At 70.1% G+C, this 20167-nt stretch carries 24 protein-coding genes; 16 read left to right on the top strand and 8 right to left on the bottom strand.

What is annotated here, in order from left to right; genetic code table 11:
• Positions 1 to 105: 105 nt before the first annotated feature.
• The 3 genes from H4N64_RS18645 to H4N64_RS18635 all read left to right on the top strand — a co-directional run bounded on the left by H4N64_RS18645 (position 106) and on the right by H4N64_RS18635 (position 2418).
• Positions 106 to 1380: a sensor histidine kinase gene (locus H4N64_RS18645; RefSeq protein ID WP_186283481.1), complete on the top strand. Its 1275-nt coding sequence runs from the start codon at positions 106 to 108 to the stop codon at positions 1378 to 1380.
• Entirely contained in the window at positions 1377 to 2057 is a 681-nt protein-coding gene (locus H4N64_RS18640; protein ID WP_186283480.1) for a response regulator, read from the top strand. Before H4N64_RS18645 ends, H4N64_RS18640 begins: the two co-directional genes overlap by 4 nt.
• 64 nt (positions 2058 to 2121) lie before the next feature.
• On the top strand, positions 2122 to 2418 hold the full coding sequence (locus tag H4N64_RS18635; RefSeq protein WP_186283479.1) for a DUF3303 family protein: 297 nt from the start codon (positions 2122 to 2124) through the stop codon (positions 2416 to 2418).
• A 14-nt stretch (positions 2419 to 2432) separates the two neighbouring features.
• On the opposite strand, the gene H4N64_RS18630 is transcribed toward H4N64_RS18635, so the two are convergent.
• The 3 genes from H4N64_RS18630 to H4N64_RS18620 all read right to left on the bottom strand — a co-directional run bounded on the left by H4N64_RS18630 (position 2433) and on the right by H4N64_RS18620 (position 5387).
• A complete protein-coding gene (locus H4N64_RS18630) occupies positions 2433 to 3083 on the bottom strand; it encodes a hypothetical protein (protein WP_186283478.1) in 651 nt (216 codons plus the stop codon).
• Between the two features lie 123 nt (positions 3084 to 3206).
• The gene (locus tag H4N64_RS18625) at positions 3207 to 3905 is read right to left on the bottom strand and encodes a GntR family transcriptional regulator (RefSeq protein ID WP_186283477.1); all 699 of its coding nucleotides are present in this window, start codon (positions 3903 to 3905) and stop codon (positions 3207 to 3209) included.
• A gap of 126 nt (positions 3906 to 4031) precedes the next feature.
• Complete coding sequence (locus tag H4N64_RS18620) at positions 4032 to 5387, bottom strand: aspartate aminotransferase family protein (RefSeq protein WP_186283476.1); 1356 nt, start codon at positions 5385 to 5387, stop codon at positions 4032 to 4034.
• Between the two features lie 165 nt (positions 5388 to 5552).
• Between H4N64_RS18620 and H4N64_RS18615 the strand changes: the two genes are divergently transcribed.
• The 4 genes from H4N64_RS18615 to H4N64_RS18600 all read left to right on the top strand — a co-directional run bounded on the left by H4N64_RS18615 (position 5553) and on the right by H4N64_RS18600 (position 10238).
• The gene (locus H4N64_RS18615) at positions 5553 to 6176 is read left to right on the top strand and encodes a type 1 glutamine amidotransferase family protein (RefSeq protein ID WP_186283475.1); all 624 of its coding nucleotides are present in this window, start codon (positions 5553 to 5555) and stop codon (positions 6174 to 6176) included.
• Positions 6173 to 6631 carry a MarR family transcriptional regulator gene (locus H4N64_RS18610; RefSeq protein ID WP_186283474.1) on the top strand — a complete coding sequence of 153 codons (459 nt, stop codon included), beginning with the start codon at positions 6173 to 6175 and terminating at the stop codon, positions 6629 to 6631. The genes H4N64_RS18615 and H4N64_RS18610 overlap by 4 nt, the downstream gene beginning before the upstream one ends.
• A 78-nt stretch (positions 6632 to 6709) precedes the next feature.
• Complete coding sequence (locus H4N64_RS18605; protein ID WP_186283473.1) at positions 6710 to 8563, top strand: serine/threonine-protein kinase; 1854 nt, start codon at positions 6710 to 6712, stop codon at positions 8561 to 8563.
• A gap of 127 nt (positions 8564 to 8690) precedes the next feature.
• Positions 8691 to 10238, top strand: a complete 1548-nt coding sequence (locus H4N64_RS18600; protein ID WP_186283537.1) for a PstS family phosphate ABC transporter substrate-binding protein — start codon at positions 8691 to 8693, stop codon at positions 10236 to 10238.
• A gap of 6 nt (positions 10239 to 10244) precedes the next feature.
• Here H4N64_RS18600 and H4N64_RS18595 read toward each other — a convergent pair whose 3' ends face one another.
• Positions 10245 to 10955, bottom strand: a complete 711-nt coding sequence (locus tag H4N64_RS18595; protein WP_186283472.1) for an SLATT domain-containing protein — start codon at positions 10953 to 10955, stop codon at positions 10245 to 10247.
• 268 nt (positions 10956 to 11223) lie between these two features.
• On the opposite strand from H4N64_RS18595, the gene H4N64_RS18590 reads away from it, so the two are divergent.
• From H4N64_RS18590 to H4N64_RS18575, 4 genes are all read left to right on the top strand, one after another.
• Positions 11224 to 11562, top strand: a complete 339-nt coding sequence (locus H4N64_RS18590; protein ID WP_186283471.1) for a YbaB/EbfC family nucleoid-associated protein — start codon at positions 11224 to 11226, stop codon at positions 11560 to 11562.
• Positions 11563 to 11622: 60 nt separating this feature from the next.
• Positions 11623 to 12222 (top strand): recombination mediator RecR, encoded by a 600-nt coding sequence (recR, locus tag H4N64_RS18585; RefSeq protein WP_186283470.1) that lies wholly within the window; start codon positions 11623 to 11625, stop codon positions 12220 to 12222.
• The gene (locus tag H4N64_RS18580; RefSeq protein ID WP_186283469.1) at positions 12215 to 12874 is read left to right on the top strand and encodes a DUF5063 domain-containing protein; all 660 of its coding nucleotides are present in this window, start codon (positions 12215 to 12217) and stop codon (positions 12872 to 12874) included. Before recR ends, H4N64_RS18580 begins: the two co-directional genes overlap by 8 nt.
• Before the next feature lie 114 nt (positions 12875 to 12988).
• Positions 12989 to 13441: a hypothetical protein gene (locus H4N64_RS18575; protein WP_186283468.1), complete on the top strand. Its 453-nt coding sequence runs from the start codon at positions 12989 to 12991 to the stop codon at positions 13439 to 13441.
• On the opposite strand, the gene H4N64_RS18570 is transcribed toward H4N64_RS18575, so the two are convergent.
• Positions 13426 to 13833 carry a hypothetical protein gene (locus H4N64_RS18570; protein WP_186283467.1) on the bottom strand — a complete coding sequence of 136 codons (408 nt, stop codon included), beginning with the start codon at positions 13831 to 13833 and terminating at the stop codon, positions 13426 to 13428. The genes H4N64_RS18575 and H4N64_RS18570 overlap by 16 nt on opposite strands.
• 114 nt (positions 13834 to 13947) lie before the next feature.
• Here H4N64_RS18570 and H4N64_RS18565 point away from each other — a divergent pair, with 114 nt between their 5' ends.
• From H4N64_RS18565 to H4N64_RS18550, 4 genes are all read left to right on the top strand, one after another.
• Positions 13948 to 14727 (top strand): DUF5753 domain-containing protein, encoded by a 780-nt coding sequence (locus H4N64_RS18565; RefSeq protein WP_186283536.1) that lies wholly within the window; start codon positions 13948 to 13950, stop codon positions 14725 to 14727.
• On the top strand, positions 14724 to 14906 hold the full coding sequence (locus tag H4N64_RS18560; protein ID WP_186283466.1) for a DUF397 domain-containing protein: 183 nt from the start codon (positions 14724 to 14726) through the stop codon (positions 14904 to 14906). Before H4N64_RS18565 ends, H4N64_RS18560 begins: the two co-directional genes overlap by 4 nt.
• 246 nt (positions 14907 to 15152) lie before the next feature.
• A complete protein-coding gene (locus H4N64_RS18555; RefSeq protein WP_336246727.1) occupies positions 15153 to 16160 on the top strand; it encodes a hypothetical protein in 1008 nt (335 codons plus the stop codon).
• Positions 16161 to 16263: 103 nt separating this feature from the next.
• The gene (locus H4N64_RS18550; RefSeq protein ID WP_260859788.1) at positions 16264 to 16566 is read left to right on the top strand and encodes a Uma2 family endonuclease; all 303 of its coding nucleotides are present in this window, start codon (positions 16264 to 16266) and stop codon (positions 16564 to 16566) included.
• 3 nt (positions 16567 to 16569) lie between these two features.
• Here H4N64_RS18550 and H4N64_RS18545 read toward each other — a convergent pair whose 3' ends face one another.
• Positions 16570 to 17226, bottom strand: a complete 657-nt coding sequence (locus H4N64_RS18545; protein WP_418896275.1) for a TSUP family transporter — start codon at positions 17224 to 17226, stop codon at positions 16570 to 16572.
• 393 nt (positions 17227 to 17619) lie between these two features.
• On the opposite strand from H4N64_RS18545, the gene H4N64_RS18540 reads away from it, so the two are divergent.
• Positions 17620 to 18111, top strand: a complete 492-nt coding sequence (locus H4N64_RS18540; protein WP_186283464.1) for an SgcJ/EcaC family oxidoreductase — start codon at positions 17620 to 17622, stop codon at positions 18109 to 18111.
• Here the strand turns inward: H4N64_RS18540 and H4N64_RS18535 are convergent.
• Positions 18077 to 19375 (bottom strand): HAMP domain-containing sensor histidine kinase, encoded by a 1299-nt coding sequence (locus tag H4N64_RS18535; protein ID WP_186283463.1) that lies wholly within the window; start codon positions 19373 to 19375, stop codon positions 18077 to 18079. The genes H4N64_RS18540 and H4N64_RS18535 overlap by 35 nt on opposite strands.
• The gene (locus H4N64_RS18530) at positions 19375 to 20046 is read right to left on the bottom strand and encodes a response regulator (protein WP_186283462.1); all 672 of its coding nucleotides are present in this window, start codon (positions 20044 to 20046) and stop codon (positions 19375 to 19377) included. The genes H4N64_RS18535 and H4N64_RS18530 overlap by 1 nt, the downstream gene beginning before the upstream one ends.
• Between the last annotated feature and the right edge of the window lie 121 nt (positions 20047 to 20167).

The raw sequence follows: 20167 nt of genomic DNA, 5'->3' as shown, positions 1-20167 counted from the left end.
GGAGGACCCGGCGGGCACGTCATCCCTGAGATGTACGCGGCGGATGTACGGCCCCTCCCCGGCGAGAGGGATGTGACCGCACCGGGCGCTTGTCAGACTGGGCCCATGAGCGGGGCGGGCGCGGAGCGGTGGAAGTCGGGCGTGGCGGCACTGCTGCACTCCGGACCGCTGCCGCGCCCCTCGCGGTGGAGCCGGACGGCCGACGCCGTCCTGGCCCTGGTGCTGGCCGCCTGCACGGTGGGTGCCGTGGGGCGGCCGCAGCAGGACCAGGTGGCGCCGGCTCCGCAGTTCGGTGAGCCGCCGCCGCCCCTGCCCGTGCCCCCGGACACCGCGCTGGACCCGGGGGAGCTGGTCCTGGCCGCGCTGACCGCGCTGCCGCTGATCGTGCGGCGGCGGTATCCGTTGGCCGCGTTCTGGGCCGTGCTCGTCCTGACGCTGCTGTTCGGTCAGCGTTCCGGCGAGAGCGGGGCCGGCGTCTATCCGTTCCTGTCGTGCGTGGTTGCCGCGTACAGCGCCGCCGTGCACAGTCCGCACCGGCTGTACGCGCTGGCCAGCCTGCTGGTCGGGGCCGTGCTGATGACGGTGCTGCACGAGGAGTACTTCCCGTACTTCACCACCAGTGTCGTGCCGTTCCTGGCCCTGGTCGGGGTGGGGCTCGGGGCGAACGCGATCCATGTCTGGCAGCAGCGCGTGCGCGACCTCCAGGAACGGCAGGAGGCCGCCACCCGTCTCGCCGTCGAGCACGAACGGGCCCGGATCGCCCGGGAGTTGCACGACATCGTCACCCACAATGTGAGCGTGATGGTGATCCAGGCGGGCGCGGCCCGCAAGGTGATGGACGCCGCCCCCGACCGGGCCCGCGAGGCACTGCTGGCCGTCGAGGCGGGCGGACGTACCGCAATGGCCGAACTACGGCATGTGATGGGCCTGTTGACGATGGACGGCGAGGCCGGGGACCGCGCGGAGGGTTCGGACCCCGGCCTGGCTCCCCAGCCGGGCCTCGCCCAGGTGCCCGCCCTCGTCGACCGGGTCCGCGCGACCGGCGTCCCCGTCGAACTGACCGTGACAGGGACTCCGGCCGCCCTCCCGGCCGGCGCCGACCTGGCCGCGTACCGCGTGGTGCAGGAGGCACTGACCAACGTCGTCCGGCATGCCTCGGGCGCGCGGGTACGGGTGACGGTCGAGCACACCGGGGACGGGGTGCGCGTGGAGGTGTCCGACAGCGGGGGTACGGCAGCGGGCGTGGGCGTTCCCGAGGGCGGCCGGGGCCTGATCGGACTCCGTGAACGGCTCGCCGTCTACGGCGGGACGCTGGACGCGGGGACGCGGCCCACCGGCGGTTTCCGGGTGCGTGCCATGGTTCCGGCGGTGGCGCCGTGACGGCCGCGCCGCGGGTGGTGATCGCCGACGACCAGGCGCTGGTCCGCACCGGCTTCACCATGATCCTCACCGCCGACGGCATCGACGTGGTCGCGGAGGCGGCGGACGGCGAGCAGGCGCTGGAGGCGGTCCGGCGCACCCGCCCCGACCTTGTGCTGATGGACGTACGGATGCCGGGCCTGGACGGCCTGGAGGCCACCCGCCGCATCCTGTCCGGCACCGTCGTCCCCGACCCGCCCCGGGTGCTGATCCTCACGACGTACGATCTGGACCGTTACGTCTACGCGGCCCTCACGGCCGGTGCCAGCGGCTTCCTGCTGAAGGACGTCACCCCCGAACACCTGGTCGCCGCCGTCCGCATGGCCCGCTCCGGTGACGCGCTGCTCGCCCCGGCGATCACCCGGCGCATCGTCGAGCGCTTCGTCTCGCAGGACACGCGGACCGCCGTGCTGCACCGGGACCTGTCCGTCCTCACCCCGCGCGAGGTGGAGGTCCTCCAGGCCCTCGGCACCGGGCTGAGCAACGCCGAACTCGCCGAGCGGTTCGTCCTGAGCGAGGCGACCGTGAAGACGCACGTGGCCCGGATCCTGGCCAAACTCCGCCTGCGGGACCGCGCCCAGGCCGTTGTCGTGGCCTATGAGACGGGGCTGATCACTCCGGGAGCAAGCGGCCGTTGAGAACTGCGAACCCTGACATATAGGGCATATCCTGAAGCGGGTAGACGGCGAAAAGGAGACTGCGATGCGAGTCATGCTCAAGGCGACGCTGGACACGGAGAAGGGCAACGAGGCCATCCGCAGCGGCCGGATGCCCGAGGTGATCAAGACCGCATTGGAGAAGCTCAGGCCGGAAGCCGCGTACTTCGGTCCGGAGGGCGGGCGCCGTACCTGCTGGCTGGTCCTGGACCTCCAGGACAGCTCCCAACTCCCGCCGACGGCCGAACCGTTCTTCACCGAGCTCAACGCCGAGATCACGTTCACCCCGATCATGAACGCCGAGGACCTCCAGAAGGGGCTCTCCCAACTGGGCGGCGACTGACCTGGCGTCACCCTTCAGCTGAAGATGATCATCGAGCCCTGTGCCAGGCTGCGCGTCGCCGCCGCGTGGAGGCCCAGCCAGACATGGCGTTCGCGGGCGAAGGGGCTGGGGTCGTACGGCGCGGGGACGGCCGGTTCCTCCAACTCCGTGGGGGCCAGAGGCGGTCGGGGTGCCGCCGGAGGGTTCGCGGGGTCGATGCCGATCGACGGGGCGACGAACTCCAGTTCCCGGAGCAGAGTCTGGGAGGAGCCCAAAGGGCCGCCCCCGGCGAGGAGTTCATCGCTCGACAGGGGGTGCGGGAAGTCCACCGGGACATACGCCCCCGCGTGGTCGTAGTGCCAGACCAGGTGCGACTGCTGGGCCGTCGTCTCGAACATCTCCAGGAGCTGTTCGTAGTCGCCGCCGAGTTCGTCCACCGGCGTCATCGGCAGACCGCACACCTGGAGGAGATACGCGCGGCGCAGGAAGTGCAGGGCGTCGTAGTCGAATCCGGCCACCGGGGCGACCTCGCCGGACAGGCCCGGCATGTACTGGTACACCGGCACCGGCGGGAGCCCGGCCTCGGCGAGCACCTTGTTGTATTGCGCGAGTTCCTCGGCGAACGGGTTGTCGGGGGTGTGGCACAACACATCGACGAGCGGTACCAGCCACAGGTCACAGGCCAAAAGAGGACTCCTCGCGTAGCGCGGCGTAGTGCGATGGTCAGGGAAGGGTAATCGGTACGGCCCGGGGTGAAACCCCCTAGTACCGGTCGTGGGTACGGGTGGTGCAGGTCCCATACCCATCCCTCAGGTCGCGAGTCGCTCGATCAGGGAGAGGGAGTGGGTGTGGTACGCGTCGATGATCGAGCGCGCGGCGGCGATGTCGCGGCGGGAGAGCGCGTCGACGAGTTCGGTGTGGCCGGACCAGAGCTCGCCGCGCAGGTCGGCCAGCCGGCGCAGCGGCTGCACGGCGCACACCCAGGACTGGACGCGCAGGCGGTGCAGGAAGTCGGCGAGGTAGGGGTTGCCGAAGAGGGCGGCGAGCTCGCGCCAGAAGCGCAGGTCGTAGCCGATGAGGACGGTGAGGTCACCGGCGCTTGCGGCCCGCTGGGCCTCCTCGCCGCGACGGCGCACACCGGCGAGGGCGGCGGCGGTGCGGGGGTCGCCGGGCTCCCGGTATCCCTTGCGGCTGTCGTCGAGGGCCTGGAACATGCCGTCGATGATGAGGCTGCGGGCCTCGATGATCCCGCGGTAGTCGTCCACGGAGTACTCGTGGACGCGGAAGCCGCGGTGCTGGTCTGCTTCCAGCAGCCCCTGCGCGGACAGATCGACGAGCGCCTCACGCACCGGGGTGGCGGAGACGCCGTACTGCTCGGCTATCTCCTTGACCGTGAACTCCTGCCCCGGCTGAAGCCGCCCGGCCAGCACCTCGTCCCGCAAGGCATCCGCGATCTGCTGCCGCAGGGTGCTACGGGTCACGGCAGCGTTGCCGCTGGAGCCGGGCATGGTCGGGAGGTCTCCTCGTTCGCGCGGGGTGGCATGCACGCATATGTCTGCGAGCACGCCACCTTACGCGTTCGAGCTACGGGGTCGCTCATGGGTGACCCCGGCCACTGCAGCGGTCCTTGAAGGCTACTCCGTGTACTCGTCCGCCACCGACAGCGCCGCGTCCAGCGCCGCGAGCCCCTCCTTCAGCTCCGCCTCGGAGACATTGCACGGCGGTACGACATGGGTCCGGTTCATGTTCACGAAGGGCCAGATGCCGTGCTTCTTCGCGGCCGCCCCGAAGGCCGCCATCGGCGCGTTCGCCTCGCCGGCCGCGTTGTACGGCACCAGCGGCTCCCGCGTCTCCCGGTCCTTCACCAGGTCCAGCGCCCAGAACATCCCGACACCGCGCACCTCGCCCACCGACGGATGCCGCTCGGCCAGTTCCCGAAGCGCCGGCTCGACGACGGTCGCGCCGAGCCTCGCCGCGTTCTCGACGACACCCTCCTCCGCCATCACGTCGATCGTCGCGACGGCGGCGGCACAGGCCAGCGGATGCCCGGAGTACGTCAGACCACCCGGGTACGGGCGCTTCCCGAAGGTCTCGGCGATCGCGCCCGAGATCGCGACACCGCCCAGCGGCACATACCCGGAGTTCACGCCCTTGGCGAAGGTCATCAGATCCGGCACGACGCCGAACAGATCCGCCGCGAACCACTCACCGGTCCGCCCGAACCCGGCCATGACCTCGTCGAGGACGAAGACGATCCCGTACTTGTCGCATATCTCACGTACCCCGGCGAGATAGCCCGGCGGCGGCACCATGATCCCCGCCGTACCCGGAATGGTCTCCAGGATGATCGCGGCGATGGTGGACGGCCCCTCGAAGGCGATCGTCGTCTCCAGGTGCTCCAGCGCCCGCGCGCACTCCTGCTCCTCGGTCTCGGCGTAGAAGCGGGAGCGGTACAGGTAGGGCGCCCAGAAGTGCACGACACCGGCGGTCGCGCTGTCGGAGGCCCAGCGCCGCGGGTCCCCGGTGATGTTCACGGCCTGCTGAGTGCCACCGTGGTACGACCGGTAGGCCGACAGCACCTTCGGGCGGCCGGTGTGCAGCCGGGCCATGCGCACCGCATGCTCGACGGCGTCGGCGCCGCCGTTGGTGAAGAAGATCTTGTCCAGGTCGCCCGGCGTCCGCTCGGCGATCAGCCGGGCCGCCTCCGACCGCGCCTCGATCGCGAACGCGGGCGCGAACGTCGTCATCCGCGCGGCCTGTTCCTGGATCGCGGCGACGACCTTCGGGTGCTGGTAGCCGATGTTCGTGTAGACGAGCCCGCTGGTGAAGTCGAGGTAGCGGTTGCCGTCGTAGTCCCAGAAGTACGACCCCTCCGCGCCGGCGACGGCGAGCGGGTCGATGAGCTCCTGCGCGGACCAGGAGTGGAACACATGAGCACGGTCCGCGGCCTTCACGGCGGCGCCGACCTCGGGGTTTGGCTGAGGGGTCATGCGGCCGAGGGTAAATGTCCGCGATGCGGAAGCGATATCGGCGTCCTGTCTGTGGGACGGGGGTTTCCGCGACAGGTTGTCGAACGGCCCCTGTCGGGGTCAATTGACAGCATCCTGTCTAAGTGACAGCATGCTGTCATAAACCTGAGAGTCGAGGAGGCAGTCATGAGCCGCAAGCCCGTACACCTCGCCGTCTACGACACCTACGCCGACTGGGAGACGGGGTACGCCACCGCCTACCTCGCCCGCGCCGGGTACGACATCCGCACCCTCGGCCCCACCACCGCCCCCGTCCGCAGCATCGGCGGACTGCGCGTCCAGCCCGACCTCGCCCTGGACGACGTCGACCCCGAGGACAGCGCGCTGCTGATCCTCCCGGGCGCTGACCTCTGGACTGAGACATCAGCCGCTACCGCGGCGGGCTCCGACGACCTGGCGCCCTTCGCCCGCAAGGCGCGGGAGTTCCTGGCAGCGGGGGTGCCCGTCGCCGCGATCTGCGGGGCCACCGCCGGTCTTGCCCGGGAGGGGCTGCTCGACGACCGGGCGCACACCAGCGCCGTCTCCTTCTATCTCGCCGCGACGGGGTACGGCGGCGGCGAGCGCTACGTCGACACTGATGCCGTCACCGACGGCGGGCTGATCACCGCCGGGCCCACCGAACCCGTCGCCTTCGCCCGGGAGATCTTCCGGCTTCTCGGGGTGTACGAGGGCGAGGTGCTGGACGCCTGGTACCGGCTGTTCCACGACTCCGACGCCGAGGCCTACGCCGTACTGGAGGCGGCTCAGTGAGCCGTGAGCGGCAGGATCTGCTGAGCCGCGGTGCGCTCGGGGTCTTCCGGCTCAACGGCCAATTCCTCGCGGTGGCCGAGGAGTTGGCCAAACCGGCCGGGATCACCGCGGCGTGGTGGCAGGTGCTCGGCGCGGTGCTGCGGGAACCGCTGCCCGTCGCCGGGATCGCCCGGACGATGGGCATCACGCGGCAGAGCGTGCAGCGGATCGCCGATCTGCTGGTGGAGCGGGGGCTCGCGGAGTACCGGCCCAACCCGGCCCACCGGCGCGCCAAACTGCTCGCGCCGACCGAGGAGGGCCTCGCCGCCGTCCGCCGGATCGACCCGGGGCACGCCGCGTTCGCCGACCGGCTCGCGGAGGCCTTCGGCGAGGCCGAACTCGCGGACGCCGTACGGCTGCTGGAACGGCTGTCGAAGGTCCTGGAGGAGACGGCCCCGGCTGTTACGGAACCGTAGACACCGGCCCGCTCACCTCCCCGTATGCCCGCACTATCGTGGATTCGTCGTGGGGGGCGTTTCGGGGGAGGGGCCTGAATGGACCAGCTGGGGCCGGGGGATCCACTGGGGGTCCCCCCAGGCATTAAGCACTGGGGGAAGATCGGCGCGTACCGGCTGATCGCGCGGCTCGGGGCCGGTGGGATGGGGCGCGTCTATCTCGCCCGGTCCGAGCGCGGGCGTACGGTCGCGGTCAAGCTGGTGCGCGAGGAGCTCGCCGCGCAGGAGGAGTTCCGGGCGCGGTTCCGGCAGGAGGTGGAGGCCGCGCGGCAGGTCGGCGGCTACTGGACGGCGCCCGTCCTCGACGCCGACACCGAGGCCCCCGTCCCTTGGGTGGCCACCGGGTATGTCGCCGGGCCCAGCCTCCAGCAGGTCGTCGGGCACGACCACGGCGCGCTGCCCGAGCGTTCGGTACGGATCCTCGCCGCCGGACTCGCCCACGCGCTGACCGACATCCATGCCGCCGGAATCGTCCATCGCGACCTCAAGCCCTCCAACGTCCTCGTCACCATCGACGGACCCCGCGTCATCGACTTCGGCATCGCCCGAGCCCTGGAGACGGTCGCCGAATCCGGCCTCACCCGCACCGGCGCGCTCGTCGGCTCGCCCGGCTTCATGGCCCCCGAGCAGGTGCGCGGCGACCGCATCACGCCCGCGTGCGACGTCTTCTGCCTGGGGTCGGTCCTGGCCTACGCCGCGACCGGCCGCCTTCCCTTCGGCGCGGGCGGAAGCGGCGCCCACGCGCAGATGTTCCGTATCGCGCAGGAGGAGCCCGACCTGGAGGGCGTGCCGGAGGGCATCGCCGACCTGGTCCGGGACTGTCTGCGCAAGGATCCGGGGGCGCGGCCCACGCTGGCGCGGATTCTGGAGCGTACGGGGGTGGAGGACACCGTCTCCGACGGCCGTTCCCGGGATCCCTGGCTGCCGAGCGCGCTGGTGGCCCAACTCGGGCGGCACGCGGTGGGGTTGCTGGAGGCGGAGGAACCGGCGTCCCCGGAACACGCCCCGGCCGCCGACGAGTCGGAGAGCCCCGCTCCGGGTCCGGCCGCCGTCCAGGGCCCGCCCGTGCCGGGGCAGCCCGGGGTGGGCGGACCGATGGGGCACCTTCCCACGGTGACCGCACCTCTGACGCCTCCTGCCGCTCCGCCCCCGGGCGCCTTCGGGGCGGCCCCGGCCCATCCGGCGGGACCACAGCCGGCGCAAGGGCATCCGGCTCCCGCGCATCCCGCTCCCGCGCATCCGGCGTACGGCTACCCCCACCCCGCCTACCAGCCCCCGCCGCCCGCCTACTCCACCCCGCCGTACGGCCCGGCCGTACCCCCGCCGCAGCCGCCCCGCCGCAGCGGCCGTTCCACCGCGCTGCTCCTCGCGGTCGCGCTGGTGGTGGCGGTGGCCGCGGGCGGTTCGGTGTACGCCCTCATGAACGGCTCCGAGGACGACGGGAGCGAGGGCACGGACGGCAAGCCCACGTCGACCCCCCAGGTCAGTGCGCCCGTCACACCCGGCCCGACGACCGAGGACCCGTCCCCGACGGCCTCGGAGACATCGGGCGGACCGATCCCGGCCGACTACCTCGGCACCTGGTCCACCACCCTCGACAACGACGCCGGTCTCCACACCCGCCACCTCACCCTCCAGCAGGGCGAGGTGGGCGACACCGTGCTCTCGCTCGTCGCGGACGGCGCGGACTACCACTGCGTCTTCCAGGCGAAGCTGGCCGAAGAGCCCACGGGGGACGGCCCCTTGGAGATCGGCCCCTCCACCGTCTCCGTCGGTGAACCGGCCTCCTCCTGCACCCCGGGCGCTGCCACGGAGCTCACCCTCCTCGGGGACGGCAGTCTTGAGCGGGTCAACACGAGCACCGGCGAGAGGCTGACTTACACGAGGGAGTGACCAACGGGCCCTCTCCCGACCCTAGTTGAATGCTGAGCGAACATCTGCGGACGAGCCCGGAATACCCCCTCCGCCGAACATAAAGTGTCGGCACTTGTCCGGCTCCGGGGAGTTGCGGGGGCACCCGATGGAGTTGCTGAGCGCAGAGAACGTCGTGGCCGTGGCGACGGCCGTGGCCGGCATCGTGGCCTCGGCCGTCATGGTGTGGTACGAGCGCCGGGTGCCGCGCCGTAAGCGGATCGGCTACCGCGTCCAGATGGACAACCCCATCGGCGACGATGTGACGTCCGGCCGGGCCAACGTCCGCCTGGGCCTCTTCGACGAGGCGCCGGGCATGCACCAGGCGACCCTGGTGCTGCTGCGCATCGAGAACGACGGCTCGCAGGGCATCGGCCACGACGACTACACGAGCCGTGAACTCCACGGTCTGACAGCGGTGTTCACGGACCGCAACATCCGCGGTGTGTCGGTCACCCAGCCGCCCGGCACCGACCACCTGATGAGCCACTTCACCCCGCACGCCGGCTTCGGCTACGACAACGGCGGCAACACCCTGCGCATCCCGCGCGTCCCGCTCAACCGGGGCGAGCACTTCAAGCTGCTCGTGCTGCTGTCGGGCGGTGACGTGGGCCGCGACATCCGCCTCATCGGCGGCATCCGGGACGGGGAGGTGCACCCCAACCGCAGCGCCACACCGGACGACAAGCCGCCGCTGTTCAGCCGGGCGGCCCGGCTGATCACCATCATGCTCACGGTCTCGGTCCTCACCCTCTCGACGATCGTCGTGGTCCGCGACGACAGCCCACCGCCGCTCGGCTGTGAAAGGGGCAGCCTGACGATCACCGGCTCGACGGCCTTCGCGCCGGTGGTACGGGATCTGGCGAAGGAGTACGAGAAGGACTGCGAGGGCTCGGAGATCACGGTGGAGGCGAGGGGAAGTTCGGCGGGCGTGGGCGAACTGGCGGCGCTGGAAGGCGAGTCGAGGAGCAGGCGGGCGTCGATGATCGCGTTCCACGACGGGGCGAGCAAGCGGGCGGACGACTCGCTGACCCGCCTGCCGATAGCCCTCTCCGTCTTCGCGCTGGTGGCGAACGACGGCCTGAAGCTTCCGAACGGCCTGTCCCTGGCCGACGTGCGGCGCATCTACGTGGGCGACATCACCCACTGGGACGAGCTGGACCCGAAGCTGCCGCACTGGCGGGTCGTCCTGGTGAGCCGGGACGCGGACTCCGGCACCCGCCAGGTCTTCCAGGACCAGGTACTGGACGGCACCTGGGAGGGCGTACCGAGCACGTCCCTGGACTGCGACATCCAGACGGACCGCTCGGCGCCCGTGCGCTGCGAACTGGACTCCACGGAGGAGGTCCTGAAGAAGGTGGCGGAGATCCGCGGCGCGATCGGCTACAGCGAGCTGAACCTCGCGACGGCCCAGCAGCACATCACGAGGGTCCCCCTGGGCGGCGCCACGGCCTCGGTGGCGGCGATAGAGCGGGCGGCCCCGTACCCGTACTTCGGAGTGGAGTACGCCTACACCTACGGCGACCCACCGGGCGGCTCCCTGGCGGGCAGCTTCCTCGACTACATCCGGAACAACGGCGAGACCTTGATCCGAACCCACGACCACGTCCCGTGCTCGACGCCGGAGGGGGAACGGCTGTGCAGGGAGTCCGAGTAGGCGGGCTCACCTGGGCTCCGGCGGCCGCTGACGTGGCATGTTCGGTCGCGCTGAACCCCCCGGCGACGTCGGGAACCGCCCATGCACCACCGTCCCGTCCTGCCGGCCGCCCCCCGCCACGGCCCCCTGGATCCCCATCGGCGCGGACCCCGTCCGGAACTCCACCATCCAGTCCGCCGTCTCCGTGCGCACCAGCTCCGTCACATCCTCCGAGAACCGCCGCAGCACCCCGAGACACCGCTCAGCCGCCTCGCTCGCCGTCCCCTCCGCCGGCCCCAGCACCTCCCGCACGCTCTCCGACGCCCAGTCGAACTGGAGCACCTGCAGCCGCCGCTGCACCGCCTGCGCCGTGGCCACGTCCCTTATCCACCCGGACGTCACCCCGAAGTACCGGTCCACCGCCACGCAGGCCACCGCGAGCAGCAGCGCGAGATACCCCCACGGCGCCGCCCCGCCCATCGCCCCCGTCATGTCCAGCAACGGCAGCGCGGCCCCCGACACCGCCCCCACCGCCGCGCCCCCACGCAGCACCCGCGCCCCCCGCCGCTTCCACACCCGGTCCGCGAGATACCAGGCCGCCGTGTCCAGCGCCCCGCGCTCCACCCACTGGTACAGCTCGTCCAGCCGCACCGCGGGCTCACCCCAGTCGCCCGGCGGAAACACCCGCCCCGTCAGATCGCCCGGCGGATACTCGGGCTGCATCTCCGGCTGACCCACCCGGCACTCCCTACCTGGTCCCTACCTGGTCTACGTGGTACCTACCCGGCCCTCGCCGATCACAGTGTGTGACGGCCGACCACTCATGCGCAGATTCTTCCTACCGCCCAATGGGTGGCGAAGGAGCGGCTTTCGCCGCTTTTCCGCTCGGAAGTGGCCCTTGATCAGGTATAGGCCACACATTCGCCTCACTCGAAAGAGTGCCGGGGCGATGGCTGCGCGGACCACGTAGGCTCGGTTCCAGAAGCCGTACGACAAGGAGCTGATCGTGATTCCCGGTGGTGGCCAGCCCAACATGCAGCAGCTGCTCCAGCAGGCTCAGAAGATGCAGCAGGACCTGGCGAACGCCCAGGAGGAACTGGCGAGGACCGAGGTCGACGGTCAGGCGGGCGGCGGCCTGGTGAAGGCGACCGTGACCGGCGCCGGCGAACTCCGCGCCCTCAAGATCGACCCCAAGGCGGTGGACCCGGACGACACCGAGACCCTCGCCGACCTGATCGTCGCGGCCGTACACGCGGCCAACGAGAACGCCCAGGCGCTCCAGCAGCAGAAGCTCGGTCCGCTGGCGCAGGGCCTCGGCGGCGGCATCCCCGGCCTGCCTTTCTAAGACGGCCGTGGGCCCTCTACCGTACGTAGTGAAGGAACCCCCAGGAAGGGCGGCAGTCCGTTGTACGAAGGCGTGGTCCAGGACCTGATCGACGAGCTGGGTCGGCTGCCCGGCGTCGGTCCCAAGAGCGCGCAGCGGATCGCCTTCCACATCCTGCAGGCGGAACCCACGGACGTACGGCGCCTCGCCCAGGCCCTCATGGAGGTCAAGGCGAAGGTCCGCTTCTGCGCGACGTGCGGAAACATCGCGCAGGAAGAGCTCTGCAACATCTGCCGCGACGCCCGCCGCGACCCCGCGGTCATCTGTGTGGTGGAGGAGCCGAAGGACGTGGTCGCCATCGAGCGCACCCGCGAGTTCCGCGGCCGCTACCACGTCCTGGGCGGGGCGATCAGCCCCATCGAAGGTGTGGGCCCCGACGACCTGCGTATACGAGAACTTCTCGCGCGGTTGGCCGACGGTACGGTCACGGAGCTGATCCTGGCCACGGACCCGAATCTGGAAGGCGAGGCCACGGCCACGTACCTCGCCCGCATGATCAAGCCCATGGGCCTCAAGGTCACCCGCCTGGCCAGCGGCCTCCCGGTGGGTGGCGACCTGGAATACGCGGACGAGGTCACACTCGGCCGCGCCTTCGAGGGGAGACGACTCCTAGATGTCTGACGCCACGCTGCACGCGACGAACCAGGACCCGGACGACTTCGTGGTCCAGATCGCGGACCAGGTCGAGAGCTTCCTCGTAGCGGTCACCGAGGTGGCGAAGGGCGACGAGCCGGAATCGGCGATCCCCTTCCTGCTGCTGGAGGTCTCCCAGCTGCTGCTCGCCGGCGGTCGGCTCGGCGCGCACGAGGACATCGTCCCCGAGGAGCGCTACGAGCCCGACCTGGGCCCGGAGCCGGACGTGGACGAGCTGCGCGAGAACCTGGCCCGGCTGCTCGACCCCGTGGATGTCTACTCGGAGGTCTTCGACCCGTACGAGCCCCGCAAGGCGCCTGTCCCGGCCCGTATCTCGGACGACCTCGCGGACGTCATCACCGACCTGCGCCACGGCATGGCCCACTACCGTGCGGGCCGCACCACGGAGGCCCTGTGGTGGTGGCAGTTCTCCTACTTCTCCAACTGGGGCTCCACCGCCTCGGCTTCCCTGCGCGCCCTGCAGTCGGTCCTGGCCCACGTCCGCCTGAACCAGCCCCTGGAGGAACTGGACGGCCTGGACACCGACCAGTCCATGGGCGACGACACCCTGGAGTTCGAGGCGGGCAAGGTCATGGCGGAGGAGATCGCGGGGCCCCTGGGAATGCGGACGGTGAAGTAGCGCCCCGCCGACCCTGCAACTATCCAGGTTCCTCACGCGCTCGCCATGCGTGAGCATTCCTCGTGCACCGCCACGAGAACGCCAACTCGATTGGCAAAGCGGAGAGGTAGAGGAATGTCTCGATTTGTACGCAAGGCGGCTGTCGGCGTCCTGGCGGCCGTCGGCGCTCTCGCTGTCGCGGCCGCCCCTGCGGCAGCGGCGGAGTACCCGACGGATGAGTTCAGCCTCTGTGGTGTCTCCTGCACCGAAGACAACGTGGATGGCTACACGTCGGGCGTGATCACCTGGTACAACCGCACCGCGAACATCCAGGGCTCCGTGACGGACATCGAAGCCGGCCCCGTTCCGACCACGGTCTACTTCGAGGCCTACGCGGGGTCGACGAAGATCGATTCCGAGTCCAGGACCGCCAACGACGCCAGTGACCTCGGTCAGATCCGCGACTTCAACTTCACGATCGGCGACACGGATCTCGTAGGCGGAATCGATCGGATCAAGATCACCCTCTGTCAGCAGCGCCCCTCCGGAATCGCCTGCACGCCTCCCGAGAACTACTCCAAGGCCTGACACGCGGCGAGCAACGCCCCCGCGACGACGTACGGCGCCGTCGGGGTCGGCTCGCTGTACCAGCGCAGGGGCCAGGTGTTGCCGTCCAGCGCCGGGATCCCGATGTACGCCACGGTCCGCGAGCCTCTGCCACCGAACCGCTGCACGCCCAGGGGCCAGTGGTGCTTCCGCGCTACCCCTGGCGCCAGCAGTAAGTACATCCACCGGAACCCTGTGGCCTCGCACACGATTGGCCCCGCGTCACCCTTGGCCGCCTCGATGAGTTCCTCCGCGACCAGCTCTCCGCGTACCCCCTCGATCCGTACGGCGTCGAAGTGCACGCCGACCATGTGGAGTTGGTGGCCCGAGGCGGGGACCCACTCAAGCGGGTCGATTACTTTCGTCATGGTCACACGGTGACGCCCGCGAGGCTACGCTCGGTAGTGACTGAGGTGATACACGCCGGGGTGTATCGGTCGGAGGTGGGTGCTGTGTCGGGCCAGTACAACTCCAACTCCCAGGCCCCTATGGCCTGGCGCTACACCGGAAACCAGATGAAGTGCTGGCGCATCAAGGCGAACGTCACCCACGAGGAGCTGGCCGCCGCGGCCAACTACTCCCCGGACACGAGCAAGTCCATGGAACAGGGCGTACGAATGCCGACGCCGCGGGCGCTCGATGCGGCGGATGTGCTGTGCAAGGCGGACGGGTTGCTGAGCGCGGGCAAGGACTACTTGCAGCGGGAGAAGTTCCCGGCGCGGGCGCAGGACTTCATGGAGCGCGAGCGGGAGGCGATCAGTCTCTGGTGGTACGAGGTCACCCTCATCCCGGGGCTGTTGCAAACGAGGGGATATGCACGGGCGCTGATCGAGAACCGCTACCCGCCTCTGGACGAGGAGACGGTGGAGGAGCGCATCGCGGCGCGGATGGAACGGCAGGCCATTCTCACCGAGCGAAAGCCGCCCGTGGCCCTTGGCTTCGTGCTCTACGAGGCGGTGCTGCGCAGCCCTCATGCAGACGTCGAACAGCTGCGCCGCCTGCTGGAGGTGTCCCGTCTGCGGAACGTCGAGTTGCAGGTGCTCCCGTTCGAGCGGGCCATCACAGCAGCACTCATGGGGCCCATGGTTCTGCTGGAGGCGCGCGAACACGAGCAATCCGTGTTCACGGAAGGGCCGTTCGCCAGCGAGCTGTCGACCGAACCGGAGGTTGTCAGCCGGGTGGCAGGGCGCCTTAGCATGATCCGCGCGCAGGCCCTCAGCCCCGCTGAGTCGGCCCGCTTCATCGAGCGGATGGTGGATGCGACATGAATGACCGGCTGAAGTGGTTCAAGTCGAGCTACAGCGACGACGAGGGCGGCGCCTGCGTCGAAGTCGCGTTCGCCAGCCGCGTCCACATCCGTGACTCGAAACAGCCCACCGGCCCCGAACTCCACCTCACCGGCCCCGCCTGGGCGGCCTTCATTTCCGCAGTTCAGCCCGGAGCTTGAGCCTCGGGCTTCGAGCTCTTCCCATGGGTTTCCGGGCGCTTGGTTTGGTTGAAATCCCACCCAACTAACCAAGTCTGTACGTGAGTTGAGGCGTTCGCACCTCGAACGGGTGACGTTCCGTGATCGGCTTGCGTCGGAACGTAAAGCCGCTCTAGGTTCGCGGCAAACGAGCAAATAGTTCGGCCCCGGTCGGTGCGCCAACACCGGCTCCGGGGCCTGGACCTACGGATCGAACAGGACTCGATCGTGGCTTACTTGCAGCTTAGCCCTGCCCTGCCGTCCCCGTCCCACCCCATGGCCAAAACGGGTTACGGCAAACGCTCCGGCGGTGACGAAGACCCGCACGCCGACCCGGACTTCGCACACCTGAGCCCCCGTGAGCGCGAGATCGCCGTCTTCGTCGACCATCTCGAAGAGGGCCACGCGATGGGCTACAAGGCAATCGCGGCGGCGCACCCCCACTACGGCCAGCAGGCCGTGCGCTCGGCGCTGGGATGGATCACGACGGCCGGCCACCTGCGCTGGATCAGGGAGCACATCACCGTCGAGGACAACTCGATGCGATGGGTGACGCGTACGTATTGGCAGCGTACGCGCAGGTCACCGGAGTGGTGGGCGAAGTTCGCGGAGGAGCGGCACGGCAGGGACGTGACCGATGACTACATGTCCGGGCTGGTCCGCGCCGAGGAGGCCGAAGAGGCGGCTCCGGAGACGGAGGAGCAGGCCGCGGAGGAGCAGGTCGCGGAGGAGTCCAGTACGGCGTACCGGACCCTCGCAGAACTCCGTACCGCGGACGCCCGTATGCCGCTGTCCGACCGCGACTGCCGTTCTCTCGAATCCCTCGCAGCCCAGTGGCTGTCCCGTGGCGCGACGCCCCATGACATCACCAAGGCCCTGATCGACGGGCTCCCGCCCACTGTGACCAACCCGGGCGGATTCGCCCGCAGCCGATTGGAGAACAAGATGCCCCCGAAGAAGGCGAAGATCCGGCAGAAGGCCGCCCGTCGTGCTCGGGTGACCCGCGTGATCATGGTCTGTCCTCTGTGCGACGCGGACGAGCGGACGACGGAGATCGTGAACGGTCTGTGCCGCGAATGCCTGGCGGAGATCGAGGCGGCGGGGCCCGGGGACGGGTACATCCCGGACACGTTCCTCCCCGCCCCACGCGAGGACGGCACCCCGCCCGGCGCCGACGAGCCCATCGACGTCACCGAGCGCGTCGACGCGCTGCGTCGCGCGGCGGGCCTGCTGTGAGCGTGCCATGCCTCCCAGGATCGAACACCGGCCGCAGCTGTCCGTTGAGGAGTTCGAGGAGCTGGACCACACAGTCTCCGGGGCATGACAGGAAGCCGACCGCATGGGGCGGGTGCGCCCCGACGGTGTGCTTGCTCCGGCGCGGCACTTCGTCGGGCACGGTGAATGGAGCGACGCCGCGGGGGTGCTCATGGCCGTCGAGGTCACCGCGGGTGATCGGGACACGGACTGGCACACGCGTGTGGAGAAGCACCGTGGCTACGCCGCCGCAGGCATCCCCGTCCACCTCCTCATCGACCGCGACGACTGCTCGGTCGTCGTGTTCAACCAGCCGGAAGACGGCCGCTACCGACACGAGGAGAAGCTCCCCTTCGGCGCGCCACCGTCAAGCTTCCGGAACCGGTGAACATCACAGCCCCCACACCCCCTTCCCCAAAGTCGTCACGCCGCCCGTCAGGGCCAGCAGCAGCACGAGCAGGCGGGCCCGCTTCTCGGGTATCCGGGAGGCGAGCCCCTTGCCGATCACCCCGCCCGCCGCCATGGCCGCGAGCACCGAGACCCACTTCGTTCCGCTCAGCCCCGGAACCCCGTTCGCCGTCACCGAGAAGACGTTGACGACGACGCCGTAGAACAGCGCGTCCGGTACGAACTCCCGTACCGTCCACCCCGCATTGACCGCGTACAACGACACCGGCGGCCCACCCACCCCCGCCGCCGAGTTCATGAAGCCGCCCGCCGCGCCGGCCGCGACCGCGCCCCAGCGCCCGGACAGGGCGGACACCCGGGCGCCCCGCATCACCAGCAGTACCGCCACGGTCACCAAACCGCCCATCACCAACAGCAGGACGGGCTCGGGAAGTTGCCGCGTCATCCACGTCCCCGCCGGTACCGTGCACGCCGCCGCCACGCACAGCGGGACCATCGCGCCCGCCCTCACCTGCCGCCAGCCGCCCCCTGCCAGCCCTACGACGCAGATGGCCCCGGCGGCGCAGTTGGCGAGGGCCACGCCGTCGGTCGGGCCGAGCAGCAGAATCAGCGCCGGTACGGCGACCAGGGCGAACCCCATGCCGGTCAGCCACTGCACGGAGGAGCCGAGCAGCACGATCGCCGTCAGAAGCGCGTTGTCGCCTGTCACAGCTCGGTATCCTCCGGTCGCCGACAGCGCACGATCAATTTGACCAGCCGCCGTGCGCTTGTCACTTTCCTCTGGAAGGCAGCCGGCGACCTACCCCGCGCCCGAGACCTGGCCGCATCCCTCATCACCGACTGCCAACGCCTCCTCTGCGACGGCCCGCACGTCCGCCAACTCCGCGAGGAATACGCCCCTTTCCTCACCCCACCCCAGATTTGACCGACCCCTGTCTCCCCCCTGTATCTCCCCTGCACACCCCCTAACCAGTGCAAAGAGAGCCTGGAGTCACTTCACAGAGACCCCACCTCTCACCGCACTGGAGTTGCGATGACCCGCAAGACCCGCATACGCGCAGCCGTCGTCACCGCCACCGCCCTCGCCGCTGTGGGCACCGTCACCGTCGGGATCGGCGCCGCCGGTACCGAGGAGAGGCCCTCCAAGAAGCAGATCGCCGCCCTCTTCGACGGCTGGAACGCCGCTCTGAAGACCGGCGACCCCGAGAAGGTCGCGGACCGGTACGCCAAGGACGCCGTCCTTCTCCCCACCGTCTCGAACAAGGTCCGTACCGACCGCGCCGGAATCGTCGACTACTTCGAGCACTTCCTGGAGAACAAGCCGGTCGGCACGAAGGTCGAGACGCGCATCAACATCCTCGACGGGAACTCGGCGATCGACACCGGGGTCTACCAGTTCGCGCTCACCGACCACGACACCGGCGAGAAGAGCACCGTCACGGCCCGCTACACCTACGAGTACGAGAAGCGCGGCGGCGAGTGGAAGATCGTCAACCACCACTCCTCTGCGATGCCCGAAGGCTGATCAGCACCGTCAGCCCGCCGCCCGGCGCGTCCTCCAGCATCACCTTCCCGCCGTCGTCCGTCACCAACTGCTTGACGACGGAGAGGCCGAGGCCGGAACCGGAGCGCCCGGTCAGGCCCTGGCCGCGCCAGAAGCGGTCGAATGCACGGGACTTCTCCGCGTCGGACATGCCCGGGCCCTCGTCCAGCACGGCGAGCGTCACCGTGTCGCCGCGGGACTCGATCCGCACGGTGATCGTGGAGCCGTCCGGCGACACCTCCAGGGCGTTGGAGAGCACGTTGTCCAGCACCTGGTCGAGGTGACCGGGGCTGGTCAGCACCAGTGGCCGTTCGTCGGCGTCCAGGCGCAGGGCGATGGCCACTCCGCGCTCGTCGGCGGCGGGGCGCCACACCGCGAGCCGTTCGGACACGATCTCCGGCAGCGCCAGCGGCTCGGCGGCCGTGACCTTCGCTTCCGCTCGCGCCAGTACCAGCAGTCCGTTGACCAGCCGGCTCATCCGGACGACCTCGGCGGTCGCCTGTTCCACGTCCTCCCGTACGAACTCGTCGTCGACGCCGTCCGCGATGTTGTCCAGGGACAGCCGCAACGCCGTGAGGGGGGTGCGGAGTTGGTGCGAGGCGTCCGCCACGAAGATGCGCTGCGAGGCGACCAGCGTGTCGAGGCGTTCGCCGGCCTGGTTCAGGGTGCGGGCCAGGGTCTGGGTCTCCTGCGGCCCGGTCACGGGGGCGCGGGCGGTCAGATCGCCGTCGCTGAGCTTGCTCGCCATGTCGTTGAGCTGGCGCAGGGGGCGGGTCAGCCTGCGCGCCACCAGGGCGCCGATGCCGACGGCCACCGCGAGCACGGCGACGGCGAGGATCGCCCGGAAGCCCCAGATCGTCCACAGGCGGTCGGTGAGTTCCTTCGTCGGATAGGTGATGCGCACGGCGCCCACGAGATCGCCGTCGCGCCCTTGCGCCGGGACCGTGACCTGGAGAGTGTCGTCGCCCCAGTGCTCCTCGGTGCCCGTGGGCGCCTCCGATGCGGGGAGCACCTCGATCCGGCCCAGTCCCTGTTCCGCGTATGCCTCGACATTACGGTTCAGCAGCTCGCGCGCCGAGGGGTCGCCGTCGGCCAGCAGCACCGCCATGGTCTGCGCCTCACGACGTACCGTCTGCTCGGTGTCCCCGCGCAGTTGCGCGGTCAGTGTGAAGGCGACCGGCACGGTGAAGGCGGCCAGCGCCACGCCGACCAGCAGGACGTAACTGACGATGAGCTGGCGGATCATCAGGAGTCGATCTCCAGCCGGAAGCCGACGCCCCGGACGGCCTCGATGGTGATCACCCCGGCCAGCTTGCGGCGCAGCGCCGCCACATGGACGTCCAGCGTCTTCGTCGGCCCGAACCAGTTCGCGTCCCAGACCGCCTCCATGATCTGCTCGCGCGACATCAGCGCGCCCGGCTCCTCGGTGAGGAAGGCCAGCAGGTCGTACTCCTTGGGCGCGAGCGCCACCTCCTCGCCGTCCAGCCGGACCCGGGCCGCCTTGCGGTCGACGGTCAGGCGGGTGCCGTAGCGGTCGGGGCCGTTGTCCGAAGCGGCGGTACGGGGCTGCACACGGCGCATGACCGCTCGTATTCGCGCGATGACCTCGCGCACCCCGAACGGCTTGGAGACGTAGTCGTCCGCCCCCAGCTCCAGGCCGACCACCCGGTCCGTCTCGTCGCTGCGGGCGCTGATCACGATGATCGGCACCTCGCCGCGCTCCCGCAGCGCCCTGCAGACGTCCAGGCCGTCGGTGTCGGGCAGGCCGAGATCGAGGAGTACGACGTCGTAGGGGCCCTCGTGGGCCAAGGCCGCACCGCCGGTGGTGACCCACTCGACCTCGAAGCCGTAGCGGATCAGGCCGCGTCTGAGGGACTCGGCGACCGGCTCATCGTCTTCCACCAGGAGTACGCGCACAGCCGCACCTTAGTGCTTGAAACTTAATCCACAGGGGTCACTTGTGACGCGAGGCACTTTTCCCGGAGTGATTCTCTGGGCATGCGCTGACCTGGGCGCCGAAATCTCACCATGCGATACC

It is taken from the genome of Streptomyces cupreus, assembly GCF_014257025.1.
Lineage (GTDB): Bacteria > Actinomycetota > Actinomycetes > Streptomycetales > Streptomycetaceae > Streptomyces > Streptomyces cupreus.
The sequence above is the reverse complement of the archived record's forward strand: the minus strand, read 5'-3'. Positions and strand labels throughout refer to the sequence as shown.

Coding starts and splice junctions, on each gene's coding strand:
- H4N64_RS18550 (WP_260859788.1), top strand. CDS start 16,264: ATGGGGCGGGTGCGCCCCGACGGTGTGCTTGCTCCGGCGCGGCACTTC.
- H4N64_RS18620 (WP_186283476.1), bottom strand. CDS start 5,387: ATGACCCCTCAGCCAAACCCCGAGGTCGGCGCCGCCGTGAAGGCCGCG.
- H4N64_RS18635 (WP_186283479.1), top strand. CDS start 2,122: ATGCGAGTCATGCTCAAGGCGACGCTGGACACGGAGAAGGGCAACGAG.
- H4N64_RS18600 (WP_186283537.1), top strand. CDS start 8,691: ATGGAGTTGCTGAGCGCAGAGAACGTCGTGGCCGTGGCGACGGCCGTG.
- H4N64_RS18580 (WP_186283469.1), top strand. CDS start 12,215: ATGTCTGACGCCACGCTGCACGCGACGAACCAGGACCCGGACGACTTC.
- H4N64_RS18625 (WP_186283477.1), bottom strand. CDS start 3,905: ATGCCCGGCTCCAGCGGCAACGCTGCCGTGACCCGTAGCACCCTGCGG.
- H4N64_RS18560 (WP_186283466.1), top strand. CDS start 14,724: ATGAATGACCGGCTGAAGTGGTTCAAGTCGAGCTACAGCGACGACGAG.
- H4N64_RS18535 (WP_186283463.1), bottom strand. CDS start 19,375: ATGATCCGCCAGCTCATCGTCAGTTACGTCCTGCTGGTCGGCGTGGCG.
- H4N64_RS18545 (WP_418896275.1), bottom strand. CDS start 17,226: ATGGGGTTCGCCCTGGTCGCCGTACCGGCGCTGATTCTGCTGCTCGGC.
- H4N64_RS18575 (WP_186283468.1), top strand. CDS start 12,989: ATGTCTCGATTTGTACGCAAGGCGGCTGTCGGCGTCCTGGCGGCCGTC.
- H4N64_RS18615 (WP_186283475.1), top strand. CDS start 5,553: ATGAGCCGCAAGCCCGTACACCTCGCCGTCTACGACACCTACGCCGAC.
- H4N64_RS18605 (WP_186283473.1), top strand. CDS start 6,710: ATGGACCAGCTGGGGCCGGGGGATCCACTGGGGGTCCCCCCAGGCATT.
- H4N64_RS18645 (WP_186283481.1), top strand. CDS start 106: ATGAGCGGGGCGGGCGCGGAGCGGTGGAAGTCGGGCGTGGCGGCACTG.
- H4N64_RS18565 (WP_186283536.1), top strand. CDS start 13,948: ATGGCCTGGCGCTACACCGGAAACCAGATGAAGTGCTGGCGCATCAAG.
- H4N64_RS18540 (WP_186283464.1), top strand. CDS start 17,620: ATGACCCGCAAGACCCGCATACGCGCAGCCGTCGTCACCGCCACCGCC.